This is a genomic window from Bariatricus sp. HCP28S3_D3 (genome assembly GCF_052065755.1).
Lineage (GTDB): Bacteria > Bacillota > Clostridia > Lachnospirales > Lachnospiraceae > Allocoprococcus.
In genome coordinates, this window is the sequence record NZ_JBQHTK010000003.1 from 140804 (window position 1) to 156454 (window position 15651).

15 protein-coding genes are annotated in these 15651 nt (G+C 46.8%); 2 read left to right on the forward strand and 13 right to left on the reverse strand.

Going from position 1 to position 15651, the window contains the following annotated elements; genetic code table 11:
* Positions 1–5: 5 nt before the first annotated feature.
* The 6 genes from argB to proB form a co-directional block, all read right to left on the reverse strand.
* Positions 6–890, reverse strand: coding sequence for an acetylglutamate kinase (argB, locus tag ACTNB3_RS04210; protein WP_427805507.1), 885 nt, complete (start codon positions 888–890; stop codon positions 6–8).
* 31 nt (positions 891–921) lie between these two features.
* Positions 922–2145 (reverse strand): bifunctional glutamate N-acetyltransferase/amino-acid acetyltransferase ArgJ, encoded by a 1224-nt coding sequence (gene argJ, locus ACTNB3_RS04215; RefSeq protein WP_427819063.1) that lies wholly within the window; start codon positions 2143–2145, stop codon positions 922–924.
* Between the two features lie 16 nt (positions 2146–2161).
* Positions 2162–2614: a GNAT family N-acetyltransferase gene (locus ACTNB3_RS04220; RefSeq protein WP_427819064.1), complete on the reverse strand. Its 453-nt coding sequence runs from the start codon at positions 2612–2614 to the stop codon at positions 2162–2164.
* 11 nt (positions 2615–2625) lie between these two features.
* Positions 2626–3666, reverse strand: a complete 1041-nt coding sequence (gene argC / locus ACTNB3_RS04225; protein ID WP_441024583.1) for an N-acetyl-gamma-glutamyl-phosphate reductase — start codon at positions 3664–3666, stop codon at positions 2626–2628.
* A 246-nt stretch (positions 3667–3912) separates the two neighbouring features.
* Positions 3913–5160: a glutamate-5-semialdehyde dehydrogenase gene (locus ACTNB3_RS04230; protein ID WP_441024585.1), complete on the reverse strand. Its 1248-nt coding sequence runs from the start codon at positions 5158–5160 to the stop codon at positions 3913–3915.
* A 1-nt stretch (position 5161) separates the two neighbouring features.
* On the reverse strand, positions 5162–6046 hold the full coding sequence (proB, locus tag ACTNB3_RS04235; protein ID WP_427805503.1) for a glutamate 5-kinase: 885 nt from the start codon (positions 6044–6046) through the stop codon (positions 5162–5164).
* A 599-nt stretch (positions 6047–6645) separates the two neighbouring features.
* Here proB and ACTNB3_RS04240 point away from each other — a divergent pair.
* Positions 6646–7872, forward strand: coding sequence for an argininosuccinate synthase (locus ACTNB3_RS04240; RefSeq protein ID WP_441024586.1), 1227 nt, complete (start codon positions 6646–6648; stop codon positions 7870–7872).
* Positions 7873–7972: 100 nt separating this feature from the next.
* Here ACTNB3_RS04240 and ACTNB3_RS04245 read toward each other — a convergent pair whose 3' ends face one another.
* From ACTNB3_RS04245 to ACTNB3_RS04265, 5 genes are all read right to left on the reverse strand, one after another.
* A complete protein-coding gene (locus tag ACTNB3_RS04245; protein WP_427819066.1) occupies positions 7973–8227 on the reverse strand; it encodes a hypothetical protein in 255 nt (84 codons plus the stop codon).
* A 121-nt stretch (positions 8228–8348) separates the two neighbouring features.
* Positions 8349–9902: an ATP-binding protein gene (locus tag ACTNB3_RS04250; protein WP_441024588.1), complete on the reverse strand. Its 1554-nt coding sequence runs from the start codon at positions 9900–9902 to the stop codon at positions 8349–8351.
* Positions 9892–11217 carry a vWA domain-containing protein gene (locus ACTNB3_RS04255; RefSeq protein WP_441024589.1) on the reverse strand — a complete coding sequence of 442 codons (1326 nt, stop codon included), beginning with the start codon at positions 11215–11217 and terminating at the stop codon, positions 9892–9894. Before ACTNB3_RS04255 ends, ACTNB3_RS04250 begins: the two co-directional genes overlap by 11 nt.
* Positions 11218–11244: 27 nt before the next feature.
* Positions 11245–12243, reverse strand: coding sequence for a leucine-rich repeat protein (locus ACTNB3_RS04260; protein WP_427805498.1), 999 nt, complete (start codon positions 12241–12243; stop codon positions 11245–11247).
* 36 nt (positions 12244–12279) lie between these two features.
* Entirely contained in the window at positions 12280–13110 is an 831-nt protein-coding gene (locus tag ACTNB3_RS04265) for a hypothetical protein (RefSeq protein ID WP_441024590.1), read from the reverse strand.
* A gap of 259 nt (positions 13111–13369) precedes the next feature.
* Between ACTNB3_RS04265 and ACTNB3_RS04270 the strand changes: the two genes are divergently transcribed.
* Entirely contained in the window at positions 13370–13807 is a 438-nt protein-coding gene (locus ACTNB3_RS04270; protein ID WP_427805496.1) for an RrF2 family transcriptional regulator, read from the forward strand.
* Positions 13808–13840: 33 nt separating this feature from the next.
* Here the strand turns inward: ACTNB3_RS04270 and ACTNB3_RS04275 are convergent, their stop codons facing one another.
* Together ACTNB3_RS04275 and leuC are read right to left on the reverse strand one after the other, a co-directional pair.
* Positions 13841–14335 carry a 3-isopropylmalate dehydratase small subunit gene (locus tag ACTNB3_RS04275; RefSeq protein ID WP_427805495.1) on the reverse strand — a complete coding sequence of 165 codons (495 nt, stop codon included), beginning with the start codon at positions 14333–14335 and terminating at the stop codon, positions 13841–13843.
* Positions 14335–15609 carry a 3-isopropylmalate dehydratase large subunit gene (gene leuC / locus ACTNB3_RS04280; protein WP_441024591.1) on the reverse strand — a complete coding sequence of 425 codons (1275 nt, stop codon included), beginning with the start codon at positions 15607–15609 and terminating at the stop codon, positions 14335–14337. The genes ACTNB3_RS04275 and leuC overlap by 1 nt, the downstream gene beginning before the upstream one ends.
* Positions 15610–15651 lie beyond the last annotated feature (42 nt).

Below are 15651 nucleotides of genomic sequence, written 5' to 3' on the forward strand. Positions count from 1 at the left end.
TTGAATTAATCCGGATCGTTGTCTTTTAAGATTGCCGTTCCGATACCTTTCTTGGTAAAAATCTCAAGAAGCAGACAGTGCGGAATCCTTCCGTCCAGAATATGCACCCTGGAAACTCCATTTTCAATAGCACCGATGCAGTTCTGAAGCTTTGGGATCATACCGCCCGTGATGCCGCCGCTCTCGATCAGTTCCCGCGCCTCGTCTACAGTCAGATGCGAAACGAGCGATGTCTTATCCTCGAAATCCCGGTAAACTCCGTCGATATCAGAGAGGAATGCCAGCTTTTCCGCATGAACCGCCTTCGCGATCGCATAGGCCGCATCATCTGCATTGATGTTGTATGTATTATAGTCATCATCCAGTCCGATCGGGCAGACGATCGGAAGAAAATCCTTCTCCAGAAGATCAAAGAGAATGTCTGCATTGACGGATTTGATATCACCTACAAACCCGATATCTTCACCGTTGGAATATTTCTTCTCCACCTTCAGAAGCGCCCCGTCTTTTCCGCTGATTCCGATTGCACGAACGCCCAGTTCCTCTACCATTCGCACCAGATTCTTATTCACTTTATTCAGGACCATCTCCGCAACTTCCATGGTATCTTCATCCGTCACGCGGAGTCCGTTGATAAATTTCGGTTCCATGCCGACCTTTCCGACCCAGCGGCTGATCTCTTTTCCTCCGCCGTGGACAATGATCGGTTTGAATCCGGTCAGTTTCAGCAGAGTAACGTCTTTGATCACGTTCTGCTGCAATTCTTCATCAATCATGGCACTGCCACCATATTTTACAACAATAATTTTACGGTTAAAACGCTGGATATATGGCAGCGCCTCGATCAGCACCTCTGCCTTGTCCAGATATTTCTGCATATTCTGGTTCATGACTCATTCCTCCGTTTGAACTGTTCCGTCTTTAGCTTCTGTAATCTGCGTTGATTTTGATGTAATCATAAGTCAGATCGCATCCCCAGGCAGTCGCACTTTCATTTCCCATCTTAATATCGGCAATTGCCTTCACTTCCGGCTGGGAGAGGATCTCGGTTGCTTTCTCCTCACTGTAATCCACTGCGGTTCCGTCTTCAATGATCTGAATTCTTCCCGCCTGGCTTTCAAAGAACAGATCCACTTTTTCCGGATCGAACTGTGCTCCCGAATATCCCATTGCACACAGAATACGTCCCCAGTTCGCGTCGTGTCCGGCGATTGCGGTCTTCGTCAGATTGGAGCAGACAATGGATTTTGCAAGTATTTTTGCAGTTTCCTTCGTGTCAGCGCCTACTACCTGAACTTCAAACAATGCGGTTGCGCCTTCTCCGTCTCCGGCCATTTTCTTTGCAAGGTATTCATTGATCGTGTGAAGCGCCTCGTAAAATACCGGATAGTCCGGAGAATCCACCGTGATTTCTTCATTTTCAGCCAATCCGTTTGCCAGAAGAACCACCGTATCATTGGTGGAAGTATCCCCGTCAACGGAAATCATATTATAAGTATCATTTACATCGTCACTGAGCGCTTTCTGCAGTGCTTCCTTCGTGATCACGGCATCGGTCGTGATAAAGCTGAGCATGGTGCACATATTCGGATGGATCATGCCGGAGCCCTTTGCCATACCGCCGATCGTGACCGTCTTGCCGCCCACTTCAATTTCCACTGCAATCTGTTTCTCGCAGGTGTCGGTGGTCATGATCGCTTTGGCAGCCTCTGTGCCATTTTCCAGAGACGTATTTTTCTTTTGTGCCAGCGCTTTCACGCCTGCTTTGATGCGGTCGATCGGAAGCTGTTTTCCGATCACACCGGTCGAACCGATCAGAACACCATCCGCACTGATTCCCAGTGCTTCTGCAGCCGCATCTGCGGTCTCCTTGCAATATCCGAATCCTTCTGCGCCGGTACATGCATTGGCGATTCCAGAATTTACGATCACGGCCTGTGCCTTCTGCCCACCTGCCACAATCTGCTGATCCCATTTCACGCAAGCTGCCTTCACCACATTCGTGGTAAATGTTCCTGCGCATACACATGGAACCTGACTGTAGATCATCGCCATATCGGTACGATCCTGATATTTGATCTTTGCTGCTGTTGCTGCTGCCTCAAATCCTTTTGCTGCGGTAACTCCGCCGGTAATTATCTTCATAATTTATTCCTCCACACTACTTATCTTCAATAAATGCCGTAATATTCTTTTCATTCAAAGTAAAATCATAATAATTCAGATCTTCTCTCTTCGTCCACCCGATCGTATTCCAGAATGCATTTCCGATATCGTTCTTCGTAAATGCGATCAGGGAAACTTTATTGATCTGTTCTTTTTTCAGCGCTTCCATGGCAAAGATTACCATGCTTTTGCCGATGCCATGCCTTCGGTACTCCGGATCCACGCAGACATGATAGAAACATCCGCGCCGTCCGTCGTGACCGCACAGGATTCCGCCTACGATTTTCCCGTCCTTCTCGGCAACCACACTGGTCGTAGGATTTCTTCGCAGGAAACGCTCGATTCCTTCACGGGAATCATCAATGCTCCGGATCCCGAATCCTTTGATCTTCATCCACAATGCGTAGACCTGGTCATAATCTTCTATCGTCATCTCTCGAATTGTCATATGTAACTCCTTTACGGGAACATCGGTACCAGATTCAATCCCTCATCTTCCGGAAGTCCGAACACAAGATTCATATTCTGTACTGCCTGTCCCGCTGCTCCTTTCACCAGATTATCAATGGCTCCCATCATGATGATCCGGTTCGTTCTCGGATCGATCTTAAATCCGATGTCCACGTAGTTGCTTCCCTCCACCCATTTGGTCTCCGGGCACACATCCTTATCAAGGACACGGATAAATTTCTCACTGCCGTAATATTTATCATAGATGGCCTTCACTTCTTCATAGGAAACTTCTCTTGTAAGCTTTGCGTATTCCGTCGCCAGAATTCCGCGGTTCATCGGTACGAGATGCGGCGTAAAATTCAGAACAACTTCCTTATTATATGCATATCCAAGCTGCTCTTCGATCTCAGGCGTATGTCGATGGGACGCAACGCCATAGGCCTTCATGTTCTCATTGACTTCACAGAAGAGATTCGGAACCTTTGCCCCTCTTCCCGCTCCGGAAGTTCCGGATTTCGCGTCGATGATCAGTGTATCCATATCGATCAGCCCTTCTTTGGCAAGCGGATATGCCGTCAGGATCGAACAGGTCGTATAACATCCCGGATTTGCCACCAGTCTCGCCTTCTTAATATCCTCACGATTGATCTCGCACAATCCATATACCGCTTCTTCAATAAACTGAGGACTCTTATGCTCGATTCCGTACCATTTTTCGTATACCTTCACATCTTTAATACGGAAGTCCGCGCTCAGGTCAATAATCTTTACCTTGGATAAGATATCTTCATTTACCAGAGATGCACAAAGTCCCTGCGGTGTTGCGGTAAAGATTACATCCACCTGCTCTGCCAGTTCTTCCATATTATCATCCATGCAGACCGCATCGACGATCTGGAACATGTTCTGGTAAATGGATGCATACTTTTTATCAATATAGCTTCTGGAGCCAAACCACTTGATCTCCACATCTTTATGTCCTGTCAAAATTCTGACCAGTTCTCCTCCGGCATATCCGGTCGAACCGATAATTCCTGCTCTAATCATGTTATCCTTCCTTTCATCATGCCCTTGCGGCACCTTGAAATCCCCGGCCTTTCCGGGCATAAGTCATAACCACTATAAACCATTTGTTTTTCAAAGTAAAGTATTCTCTAATAAAAATCCATAGAGTATCTTCCAAAATGCGCTTCTTATCCTCTCTTAATTTTAAGCCAAGAAAATAGTACTTGCATAATTATACATAATTTGTGCATATTATGCAAGTACTTTTATCATAAATCTTTGGATCATCTAACAGCGCACCTGACCGTTCCCGAAAATCACGTATTTTGTTGTTGTCAGTGCTTCCAGCCCCATCGGCCCTCTGGCATGCAGCTTCTGCGTACTGATTCCGATTTCCGCTCCAAAACCAAATTCATTTCCATCCGTAAATCTGGTAGACGCATTGACATAGACAGCCGCTGCATCGACTCTTTCCTGGAAATACAAAGCATGCTCATAGCTGCGGGTAATGATCGATTCGGAATGTCCGGTATTATACCGATTAATATGTTCTACGGCTTCTTCAATCGAATTTACCATTTTCACCGAAATAACGGAATCCAGATACTCCCGTCCCCAGTCATCTTCGGATGCTGTCTTCACCTGCTTTTCAAGAGCACAGACCCTTTTATCCCCGCGGATCTCCACTCCCTTTTCCCACAATCTTCTGCAAATGACCGGCACTGCTTCCCCGGCAATCTTTTCATGGATAACCAGCGACTCGCAGGCATTGCACACTCCAAGTCTCTGCGTTTTGGCATTCACGATGATATCCGCTGCCATTTGTATATCTGCATATTCATCCACGTAAATATGGCAGTTTCCTGTTCCGGTCTCGATGACCGGTACCGTACTGTTTTCCACCACCGAAGCGATGAGTCCCGCGCCGCCTCTTGGAATAAGAACATCCAGATACTGATTCAGACGCATCATCTCACGCACCGTTTCTCTGCTTGTATCTTCTACCAGAAGAAGGGCATCTTCCGGAATCCCCGCGTCATGAAGCCCTCCTCTTAAACAGGACGCAATGGCGCTGCTTGACCTGTACGCATCACTTCCTCCACGTAAAATCACAACATTTCCCGTCTTCAGGCAAAGCCCGAAAGCATCTGCGGTCACATTCGGTCTGGCCTCGTAAATAATTCCCACAACGCCGATCGGTACACGTCTTTTCCCGATCTGAAGTCCGTTTGGCCTGACTGACATAGAAATCATTTCCCCCAAATGATCCGGAAGTGCCGCAATCTGCCTGAGTCCTTCCGCCATTTGCCGTATCCGCTCCTCATTCAGCATCAGCCGGTCGATCAGCGGTTCCGGAAGATTCCTGCTTCTGGCATCCAGAATATCTTTCTTATTTTCTTCTATTATAAATGCCGCTTTGCCTTCCAGCTCATCTGCCGCCGCCAGAAGTCCTTTATTTCTCTCATTTGTCCCAAGAAACTGAACCACTTTCTTCGCTTCCTGCGCCCTTTTTCCCAACTGTTCCATATATTCCATATCACATCTTCCTCCTGCGCTTCATCTGTCTTCTATATCCTTCCCGCTCCGGTGCCAGCTCGTTCTCTCCGTCATATCTTCTATCCTTTGATAAAAAAAGAGTACCTACTTTCTTTCCTGCCATCACATCATTGATAGCGTAAATATTGTCACCGTTAGCGATTACCATATCCGCCCCGGCTTCCGTTGCAATCTTCGCCGCTTCGATTTTTGTCGCCATTCCTCCGGTACCAAGATCACTTCCGGCACCTTTCCCCATCTTTTCCAGTGCGGCATCAATTTTGTTCACCGTATGCACGAATCTGGCGTTCGGGTTCTTCCTTGGATCATCCGTATAAAGTCCCTCGATATCAGACATCATAATCAGAAGATCCGCATTCACCAGCGCCGCCACATCTGCCGACATCGTATCATTATCCCCGAAATTCCCGTAACTGTCTTCATCCACCGAAATCGCATCATTTGCATTGACAATCGGAATCACATTCATAGCAAGCAATCTTTCAAATGTCTGTTTTGCATGATTTCTGCAGGTCACATTATATACAGATTCCTTTGTAAGCAGCACCTGGGCCGTCAACTGACTGTATTCCGCGAAAAGCTTTTCATATATCATCATCAGTCTTCCCTGCCCGACAGCTGCACAGGCCTGCTTGACATCTCCCTGCGGTTTTTCCGTAATCCCCAGAACGTTCCTTCCAATCCCGACTGCTCCGGATGAAACAACGATCACTTCCTTCCCGCGGTTTCTCATATTGATCAGAATCCTGACAAACTTCTCCAGCTTTTCCAGATTGATCTGTCCCGTCTTCTCGTATGTCACTGTAGAAGTCCCAACTTTAATCACAATTCTCTTTTTATCTTTTAATTCCTGTCTCAGTTCCATTTCGTTCTCCTAATCCTGCCATAATAACTCATGTAAAAATAATAAAAAAAGTACAAAAAAATCAGGGGAAAACGCATATAGTTATACCTTTTCTCCTGACACTCTTTTTCCTTACGGCAAAATAAGTCAAACTCATCCCTCTAAGGGAATCTCTCTGATTGAGAAGCACAACAACAACGCCATCCCGTCCATGTTCAATTAATATACGTATCCCCCTAAGGGATACGGCTGACACGGTCGGAAGGTAATGATGAGAGTATAATTGTAATTCATTTTATGCATATAATCCATGATCCTTACTCCTCCATTACTCGTTTGCAATACACTGCTTCTTTTCATTCTATTCTATCGTTCACGCGGAAAATGTCAAGCTTTTTTTAAAATTGCCTCATATTTTCTATCATTTTCATTTTCACACAGGTCTTTCACATGCGGTTCTCTGATTTCAAAAATGCATATAAACTTGTTTTTATACATTTTCATGCATAAAAACACACATTTTTTCAAGATTTTGCATTTTTTTCTTGCATAAATATAAAACATAGTGTATAGTGTGTTTTGTACTTGATCGACGAACTTATTATCAGGAGGAATATAGAATGAAAGAGAAAGTTGTTTTAGCATATTCAGGTGGTCTTGATACAACCACACTTATCCCATGGTTAAAAGAGACCTTTGATTACGAAGTAATCTGCTGCTGCATCAACTGCGGACAGGGCGAAGAACTGGACGGACTGGATGAAAGGGCAAAACTTGCCGGAGCTTCCAAATTATATATTGAAGATATCACCGATGATTTCTGCGAAAACTACATCATGCCATGTGTACAGGCAGGTGCCGTTTATGAAAATAAATATTTACTCGGAACCGCTATGGCTCGTCCGGGAATTGCCGCAAAACTGGTTGAGATTGCGAGAAAAGAGAACGCTTCCGCAATCTGCCACGGTGCTACCGGTAAAGGAAACGACCAGATCCGTTTCGAGCTTGGAATCAAGGCACTCGCTCCGGATCTGAAGATCATCGCTCCATGGCGTATGACCGATGTATGGACCATGCAGTCCCGTGAAGATGAGATCGCGTACTGCAGAGCACACGGCATTGATCTTCCGTTTGACGCAAGCCACAGCTACAGCCGTGACCGTAACTTATGGCACTTAAGTCACGAAGGTCTTGAACTGGAGAATCCGGCCAATGAACCGAACTACGATCATCTTCTGGTTCTCGGCGTTACACCGGAAAAGGCCCCGGACGAAGGTGAGTATGTCACTATGAAATTCGAAAAAGGTGTTCCGGTAAGCATCAACGGCGAAGAAATGAAGGTAGCCGACATCATCCGCAAGCTCAACGCACTTGGCGGCAAACATGGTATCGGTATCGTTGATATCGTTGAAAACCGTGTTGTAGGTATGAAGTCCCGTGGCGTATATGAGACTCCGGGTGGAACCATTCTGATGGAAGCACACGCACAGCTGGAAGAACTGGTGCTTGATCGTGCGACCATGGAAGTGAAGAAAGATATGGGTAACAAGCTTGCTCAAGTTGTATATGAAGGGAAATGGTTCACTCCGCTTCGTGAAGCGATTCAGGCATTCGTAACCTCTACTCAGGAATATGTGACAGGTGAAGTGAAATTCAAGCTTTACAAAGGCAACATCATCAAAGCAGGTACAACTTCTCTGTATTCACTTTACAGCGAATCTCTGGCAAGCTTTACAACCGGTGATCTTTATGACCACCACGATGCAGACGGCTTCATTACCTTGTTCGGCCTTCCGCTGAAAGTTCGTGCGATGAAACTGGCTGAAGCTAAGAACAACCAGAAATAGCAGTTATTAAGAATATCCCAAAAGGCGGTTCAGAAAGAGTTTTCGCAAATCCTCTTCTGAACCGCCTTTTTTCTATGTCCATGATTCTATTCCCACAATTTTATTCCACATACCAGGTGCCGCTCATATACAGGCACAGCCAGCCATCCTGTGCCCTTCCCCAGACCGAAACGCTCAGGCAGCGCACCTCAAGGATCATGGCTTCTGTTCCGGCTTCTGCCGTCACTTCTCCCGGATAATTAAGTCCCGGTCCTTTTCGAAAGCGTTCCTCATATTTCAACGTCCAACGACCGGTTCTTATGTCCGGCAGCCATCTCTCCTGTTTCAGGATTTTCGTTTCATTTCTGCACAGCAATTTGGAACTGCCCCTTGTATCTGCCTTCCTTTTCATTATATGCCGGAATCCGCATCACGTTCCATTCTTCCAGTCTTCTCATTTACAGGATCCGGCAATTCCATCCTCTCGGATTTTCCGCTTACCGGATCCCTCGTTCCATACTCTCTTCCGCCTCGTCCATCTGCTTCAGAATCTCCTGGTGCCGTTCATCGAACAGCAGTCCCTTATTGTATTTATAATACAATCCGCAGTCATTCTCTTTCAGGAACCAGATGCTGTAGTAATTAGTATTCAGCTCCGTCACGAATACGACCATCTCCTGACTCTCTCCGAATGCTTTTTCCAGGAATTCAAACGCATGCTCCAGCATTTCCATCGTATGGTCGACCATTTCCTCCCGCTTTTCGGTCTCATCTGCAAAAAGCTCCCGGATCTGTTCAAACGCTTCATTGCCGGCCAGATGCTCTTCTTTGGCATAATTCCAGTAGCCTTCCAGTGTATCTACCACTTTTGCCATGCACCGCTCCCCGTCCCGGTCAAGCTTCTCAGCCTTTTTCTGATCTTCGAATTCCTTTTTCGCCCGAAAATAGATCGTCTTGATGATTCCTCCGCTTGCATAGAGTTCTTCTGACATTCCTTCTTTCTCCACTTCACGGATCAAAGCACGATATTTCTTCAGCCATTCATACAGGGCAGATACATAGCGATCCATTTCATAGGTGTCTTTAAAAGCGCCCGCCAATCTTCCGGAAAGAAGGTTCACCACACTCAGCTTCTCATCAAACGCGGCAACTTTCAGCTTCTCCAGCGTATCCTCTCCATAGGTGCCTTCCAGAATCTTTTCAATTCCGTAATCCTTCCGGTATTTCGCGTAGAGTTCCAGATAATTTGCGAAATCTTTTGCAATCTTCCAGTGCTGGATATATTGATGCACAACTTCCCGGTCCACCCTTTTTCCCAGTCTTTCATACACCTGGATCAGCCGGGAGAGATCCTCCCACCCTCTGGCGGTCGCGAACATTCTTCCGTCCACCGTCGTCTCCATCCGGTAGAAATTCTCCCGCCTTGCATCCAGATAGGCGATGACCGCCGGATGAACGCCCACCTGATAGGCGTATTCTTTCCAGACGTCAAAATTCTCTTCCACATCGATTTTCTTGATACGGTCCAGGGTCACCACATCAAATTCACGTACCGATTTATTATACTCAGGCGGGTTGCCCGCCGCAACGATGATCCATCCCTCCGGGACTTTCTGATTTCCGAATGTCTTGCACTGCAGGAACTGCAGCATCGTTGGCGCTAGGGTCTCAGAGACACAGTTGATCTCATCAATGAAAAGAATTCCCTCTTTGTGTCCGGTAACTTCCATTTTGTCATACACCGACGCGATGATCTCGCTCATCGTATACTCCGTCACCGAATATTCTTTCCCTCCGTACTGTTTTTTCTGAATAAACGGCAGCCCCACTGCGCTCTGGCGGGTATGATGGGTGATCGTATACGCCACCAGGCCGATCCCGCACTCTCTTGCCACCTGCTCCATGATCTGTGTCTTTCCGATTCCCGGAGGCCCCATCAGAAGGATCGGCCGCTGATGAATAGCGGGGATCATGTATTTTCCACATTCATCCTTTACTAAATACGCTTCGATCGCGTCCTTGATTTCCTGTTTTGCTCGCTTAATGTCCATAGTTTTCCAATTCGTCCTCCTCAATCGTAAGCTTCATCGCCCACGGCGGAACCTCCACCTCAGGGCCTTCCCTTTCCATAAACACAAATGCAGTCTCATAGGGCGGCATCTGTTTCGGAAAGATACCCTGCCCGTCTGTAAAATAAATCACACCCTTCAGCCTAGCAAACTGATGATTTTCTATCATACGGTTGATATACTCAAATGCCGGCCTGAAATCCGTACCGCCTTCTCCGACCAGGTCCAGATGCTCCATGTACTCCCGCAGTTCCTCTTTATTCGTGATCTTCTGATCCGTCTGCACCTGCTCATCACACTGGAGAATATGGATATTGACTTTCCGGAAGAAGCTGTCGTTCTCACTTAAGATTCCATACGTCTCCTCCAGAAATTTTTTCACCAGTTCTCCGGAACAGGACATGGACGTATCGATCACGATCACAAAATCCTCGATCTTACTGACTTCTTTCCACTCCTGCGGCTCAATCAGCGGCATATTTCCGTACAATCGCAGCCCATAGCTGTAAAATCCATAATCAAAGGAATCCTCATCAATGGTCATCTCTTCCTTCAGCACGGCAAATTTTCTGAGAAATTTCCGGTAATCATACCGCTCCTTGTTCTCCACCCGGATCTGTTCCAGAAAATGGCCCGTTCCACCGGCAGTCTCCTGCGAAAATGTTTCCATCTCCGTCTGCATCTGTTCACTGATATCTTTCCATCTCTGATTCAGCTCACTATTTCTGTTCTTCTCCTCATCCTCAGCCCAGTATTTATGATCATCAACGGTAAATTCCGCCTGAAGACGAAGCATCTCTCTCTCTGAAAGCTCCCATCGCATCAGACTTCCGTAAACCTTCTCCGCCGTCAGCACCTTCATCTCACCTTGCATCTTCCGGTAGGTTTCCTGCCTGAGCCATGACTTGGCACGCCGGATATTCCGTGTGTTCCACCCGTCAATGATGGATTCCGTCACGATGTCACAAGCCAGATTCCACCACAGCTTCTCCCTGCCCTTCCGCGTAATCATATGACGGAAAATGCAGTGCATCACGGCATGCAGATAAGCCCGGTTTACATCCAGCCTGTTTTTCCGGTAGAGTCCTCCGAGCTCTCCCGGATGAAAATACAGATTCCACCCGTCTGTGGCAACAAGCGATACCGAAAAATCCTGTACATACGCCAGGGAAGACAATGCCACATCCAGGAATCGCATCTGCAGATACAGTTCATTTCTTGAAAGCGCCAGGATCCGGCGGCCGATCTGCTCCAGCTGGTCTTCCTGCTTCGTATTCTCTTCCAAATTGAGTTCCATATTCTTCCGCTTCTTTCCTTCTGCATTCTATAGAACGAATTTCTTCTTTCTTACCGGAAATCTCCGGTGTCTCTCATCCATCAGGATACTTAAGACTTCCGTCTGTCCGGTCCGGGATGCCAGATCAATCGCCCGCTCCAGCACATCCCTTTCAAAATACTCCATCCGACAGATAAATTCCACGATCTCCACCGGTGAACCGAGCGCATAATTCTCATGATCGTCAAGTTTTTTCAGACAATCCTTTATCAGATTCGTCAGATGTTCCCGGATATAAGTTTCATACCGCCTGCGTGCGGCATCCTCAAGTTTCACCGGATACATCAGTCTTGCAAGTGCGACCTGGACCGTAACCGCCTCATCATCCCGCACACCGGAAAGTGCGAACATTCTGTCGTATTTCAGGTAATCCAGCTCCCGGCGGTAGAAACATTCCCTGTATTCTCCACCCGAGCCGTAATAATGAGTCTCCACGATCCTTGCAGGCGTATTCTCCACAGCGTCCATGTAATGTTCCGGAAAAATGATCTTCGTGAACCGTTCTTCTTTTCCTTTTCCATAAACCAGAGTCGCCACGATCTCATAGCGGATCTCTGTCAGAATTTCCTTCAGACAGGACCGCTCTCCCTCATAAAAATCAATTTGAACATTCGACAGACGGCATCCGGTGAACACACCGCTTCCCATCCTCACGATCTCGTCTGTTCCGTGAAAGACTTTCATATTCATGCAGCCGTAAAATGCATAATTACCGATCACCTTCACCGTAGGTGGAAGATGGATCTCCAGAAGATTGGCTCCGCATCTGAGCGGCAGATCCTGCATCTGGAATTCTTCCGCTCTGCTGTCCTCTTCAAAGAACTCCACATCTTCATCTTCCACCTGTTTGTGATTGGAAAATGCATAGGATGCAATGGAATTTATTCTATATTTTCCAACATTTTCCGGAACTTTGACAACCTCCGATTCGCTCCACACACGAACCAGCTCCGCTCCGTCTTCTTTTCTTCTGAATGCAATTCTCATGTCGTCTGTCTCTCTCTTTCAGGTTACAATTGCACCTTATTTTTCTTTGCCCACATTCCGTGTCTCATACTTCAGATCACGCACCAGATAAGGCTGTCCATTTTCCTCAACCTCCATCTTCCAGAGCTTTTTTTCTTCTTCCAGCAGGACTTTGCCATATTTCTTATATAAATAGGTGGTCTCATGATAGTTGGCACCGCATTCGATCATGCACCAGCCCTCCTCCATCTCACAGAGGATCCATGAACACTCTTTCTTCGTTTTAAATATGAAATTCTTTGTAATCTGGAAATTCCTGCCCCATTCATAATGAACGATCTTGTCTCCCAGCCTGTATGCAGCCTCACTGAAACTGTAAAGCTCATGCGCCTCATGGAGCAAATGCTCCGGCCGCGGATTCAAACGGATCCGGCTTGCCGCATTAAAATTCTCATCCAACTGCAATGCACAGTTTAAGAACGGGGTAAATAAATACTGGGTCGCCTCATTGTACGGCATCGCCACGCATTCAATCTTACCGTCCATTTCATAATAGATCAGATATCTGCAGTCCAACACATACCGCAGTTCCCGCACAGCCAGGATATCCCTGCATGGAATACATATCTCCTTTACCTCTCCGTCTTTCTGCGGAAAAAGAAGCATAATCTGTCCGTCAAATCTTGCCGCCAGATATTCAAAGGCTCCCCGCTCATATCCCTTGGCCGGTACCCATACCATCGCCTCCAGTGGCATTCCTTGTTCTTTCCACTTGGAAAGGTGCGGCAGATAGCACTCCCGCACCTCGTCCCATTCCCATATTCTTTTCGGCCACTCCTGAAGTGTTGCGCCGAAATCCACTACATTTCCGTTTCTCCCTTTTTTCATTCTGATCCACCTTCCACCGTATTCTGACAGACTTCGCCATCTGACGCTCTGTCCTGCCGAACCCAATTAAACACATATAACTATTATATACGTTCTCCTTATTCTTGTAAATACAGTTGCAATATGCTTTTTTCATTTGAATACCTAGTAAATACGTGGTATTATGTTAATATATAGGATGCCATGATTCCCATGATTTTTCCCGTATAGAACGGGTTATCTGGAGCACGACATCAGAAATAAAGACGAGGTGAACACTATGAAAATCTCAACCAAAGGACGCTATGCACTCCGGCTTCTCCTTGATCTGGCACAGCACCGGAACTGCGGATTTGTTGCATTAAAAGATATTGCCAAACGTCAGGATATCTCCAAAAAATATCTGGAACAGATCGTTCCCATGCTGAACCGTGCCGGATTTCTGCTCACCGGCCGCGGTTATCAGGGGGGATATGAGCTGGCGAAAGAACCTTCTTCCATCACTGTGGGAGACATTCTTCGCGTCACCGAAGGCAGCCTGGCACCGATCTCCTGTCTCGAACAGGAACCGAATATGTGCCCGCGCTGCGGCGAATGTCTCACCCTTCCGATGTGGCAGGGACTTTACAAAACGGTCAACGAATATCTGGACAGCGTAACGCTGCAGGATATTCTGGATCAACAGACGACCCTCTATGGCAATGATTACGTCATATAAAGTAAGAAAAAGGTCCATCGGGACCTTTTTCAATTACTGATTCTTTTTTGCATTTGTATAATTCACAAGTCCGCCTGCCGCGATCAGCTTCTGCATAAATTCCGGGAACGGCTGTCCCTGGAACTCGGTTCCTTTCGTACGGTTATAGATCTTGCCGGAGTCAAAATCCACTTCCACTTCATCGCCTGCCTCAATGTTTCTTGCCGCTTCCGGGCACTCAATGATCGGAAGCCCGATATTGATCGCATTGCGGTAGAAAATCCTCGCAAAGGTCTCTGCGATCACACAGCTTACCCCTGCCGTCTTCAGGCAAAGCGGTGCATGCTCTCTCGAAGAGCCACATCCAAAATTCTTATTTGCCACGATCAGATCGCCCGGCTGTACTCTCTCCACAAAAGTCGGATCAATATCTACCATCGCATGCGTCGCAAGCTCTTTCGCGTCATAAGAATTCAGATATCTCGCCGGAATGATTACATCCGTATCTACATTATCACCATATTTAAATACATGTCCTTTTGCATTCATTATTTGTCACCTACTTTCTCCGGATTTGCAATATAACCAGCAATCGCACTTGCCGCTGCCACTTCCGGTGATGCCAGATAAATCAGAGAATCCACATGTCCCATACGTCCGACAAAGTTTCTGTTCGTAGTTGAAACACATTTTTCCCCTGCAGCCATAACTCCCATATGGCCTCCCATACAAGGACCGCAGCTCGGTGTGTTCACAGCGCAACCAGCATCAATAAAGATGTCGATCAGTCCTTCCTTGATACACTGCTTATAAACCGCCTGTGTAGCCGGAACTACCATCACGCGCACATCCGGATGAACAGTATGTCCTTTCAGGATCGCAGCAGCTTTTCTCATATCGGAAATTCTTCCGTTAGTGCAGGATCCAATCACTACCTGGTTGATCACGATCGGTTCCATCGCTTCGATCTCATCGATGGTCTTCGCATTGCCCGGAAGATGCGGGAACGCAACCGTCGGACGAACTTCAGAAAGATCCACCTCAACAACTTCATCATATTCGGCATCCTCATCCGGTGCATAAATCTTGTATTCTTTATCTGTATGCTCTTTCAAATAAGCTTCTGTCTGTTCATCAACCATAAAGATTCCGTTCTTTGCGCCGGCCTCAATCGCCATATTTGCCATCGTAAAACGGTCATCCATTGTCAGGTACTTCAGGCCGTCACCCATGAATTCCATGGATTTATAAAGTGCTCCGTCCACCCCGATTCTGCCGATGATATGAAGGATCACATCTTTACCGGTCACATACGGTCCCGGTTTGCCGGTCAGCTCAAACTTAATCGCTGACGGAACTTTGAACCAGAGTTCTCCGGTCGCCATACCGGTTGAAATATCTGTAGTTCCCACACCCGTTGAAAATGCTCCGAGTGCTCCGTATGTACAGGTGTGTGAATCTGCTCCGATAATACACTCACCGGCAGCAACGATACCATATTCCGGAAGAATCGCATGTTCCACACCACATTTCCCCTGTACCAGATACCATTTCAGTCCCTGCTCCTTTGCGAAATCCTGAATCGCTTTGGAGTTCTCTGCTGACTTGATATCCTTATTCGGTGTAAAGTGATCCGGTACCAGAACCACCTTGTCTTTGTCAAATACTTTATCTGCCATCTGCCTGAAAATCGGCAGCGCCATAGGGCCTGTGATATCATTCGCCATCACGACATCCAGCTTTGCTTCAATGAGCTGTCCCGCCACAACCAAATCCAGTCCTGCATGGTCCGCAAGAATCTTCTGCGTCATCGTCATTCCCATGATTATATTCCTCCTTTGATCATTTATTAAGTTGATTCTTCA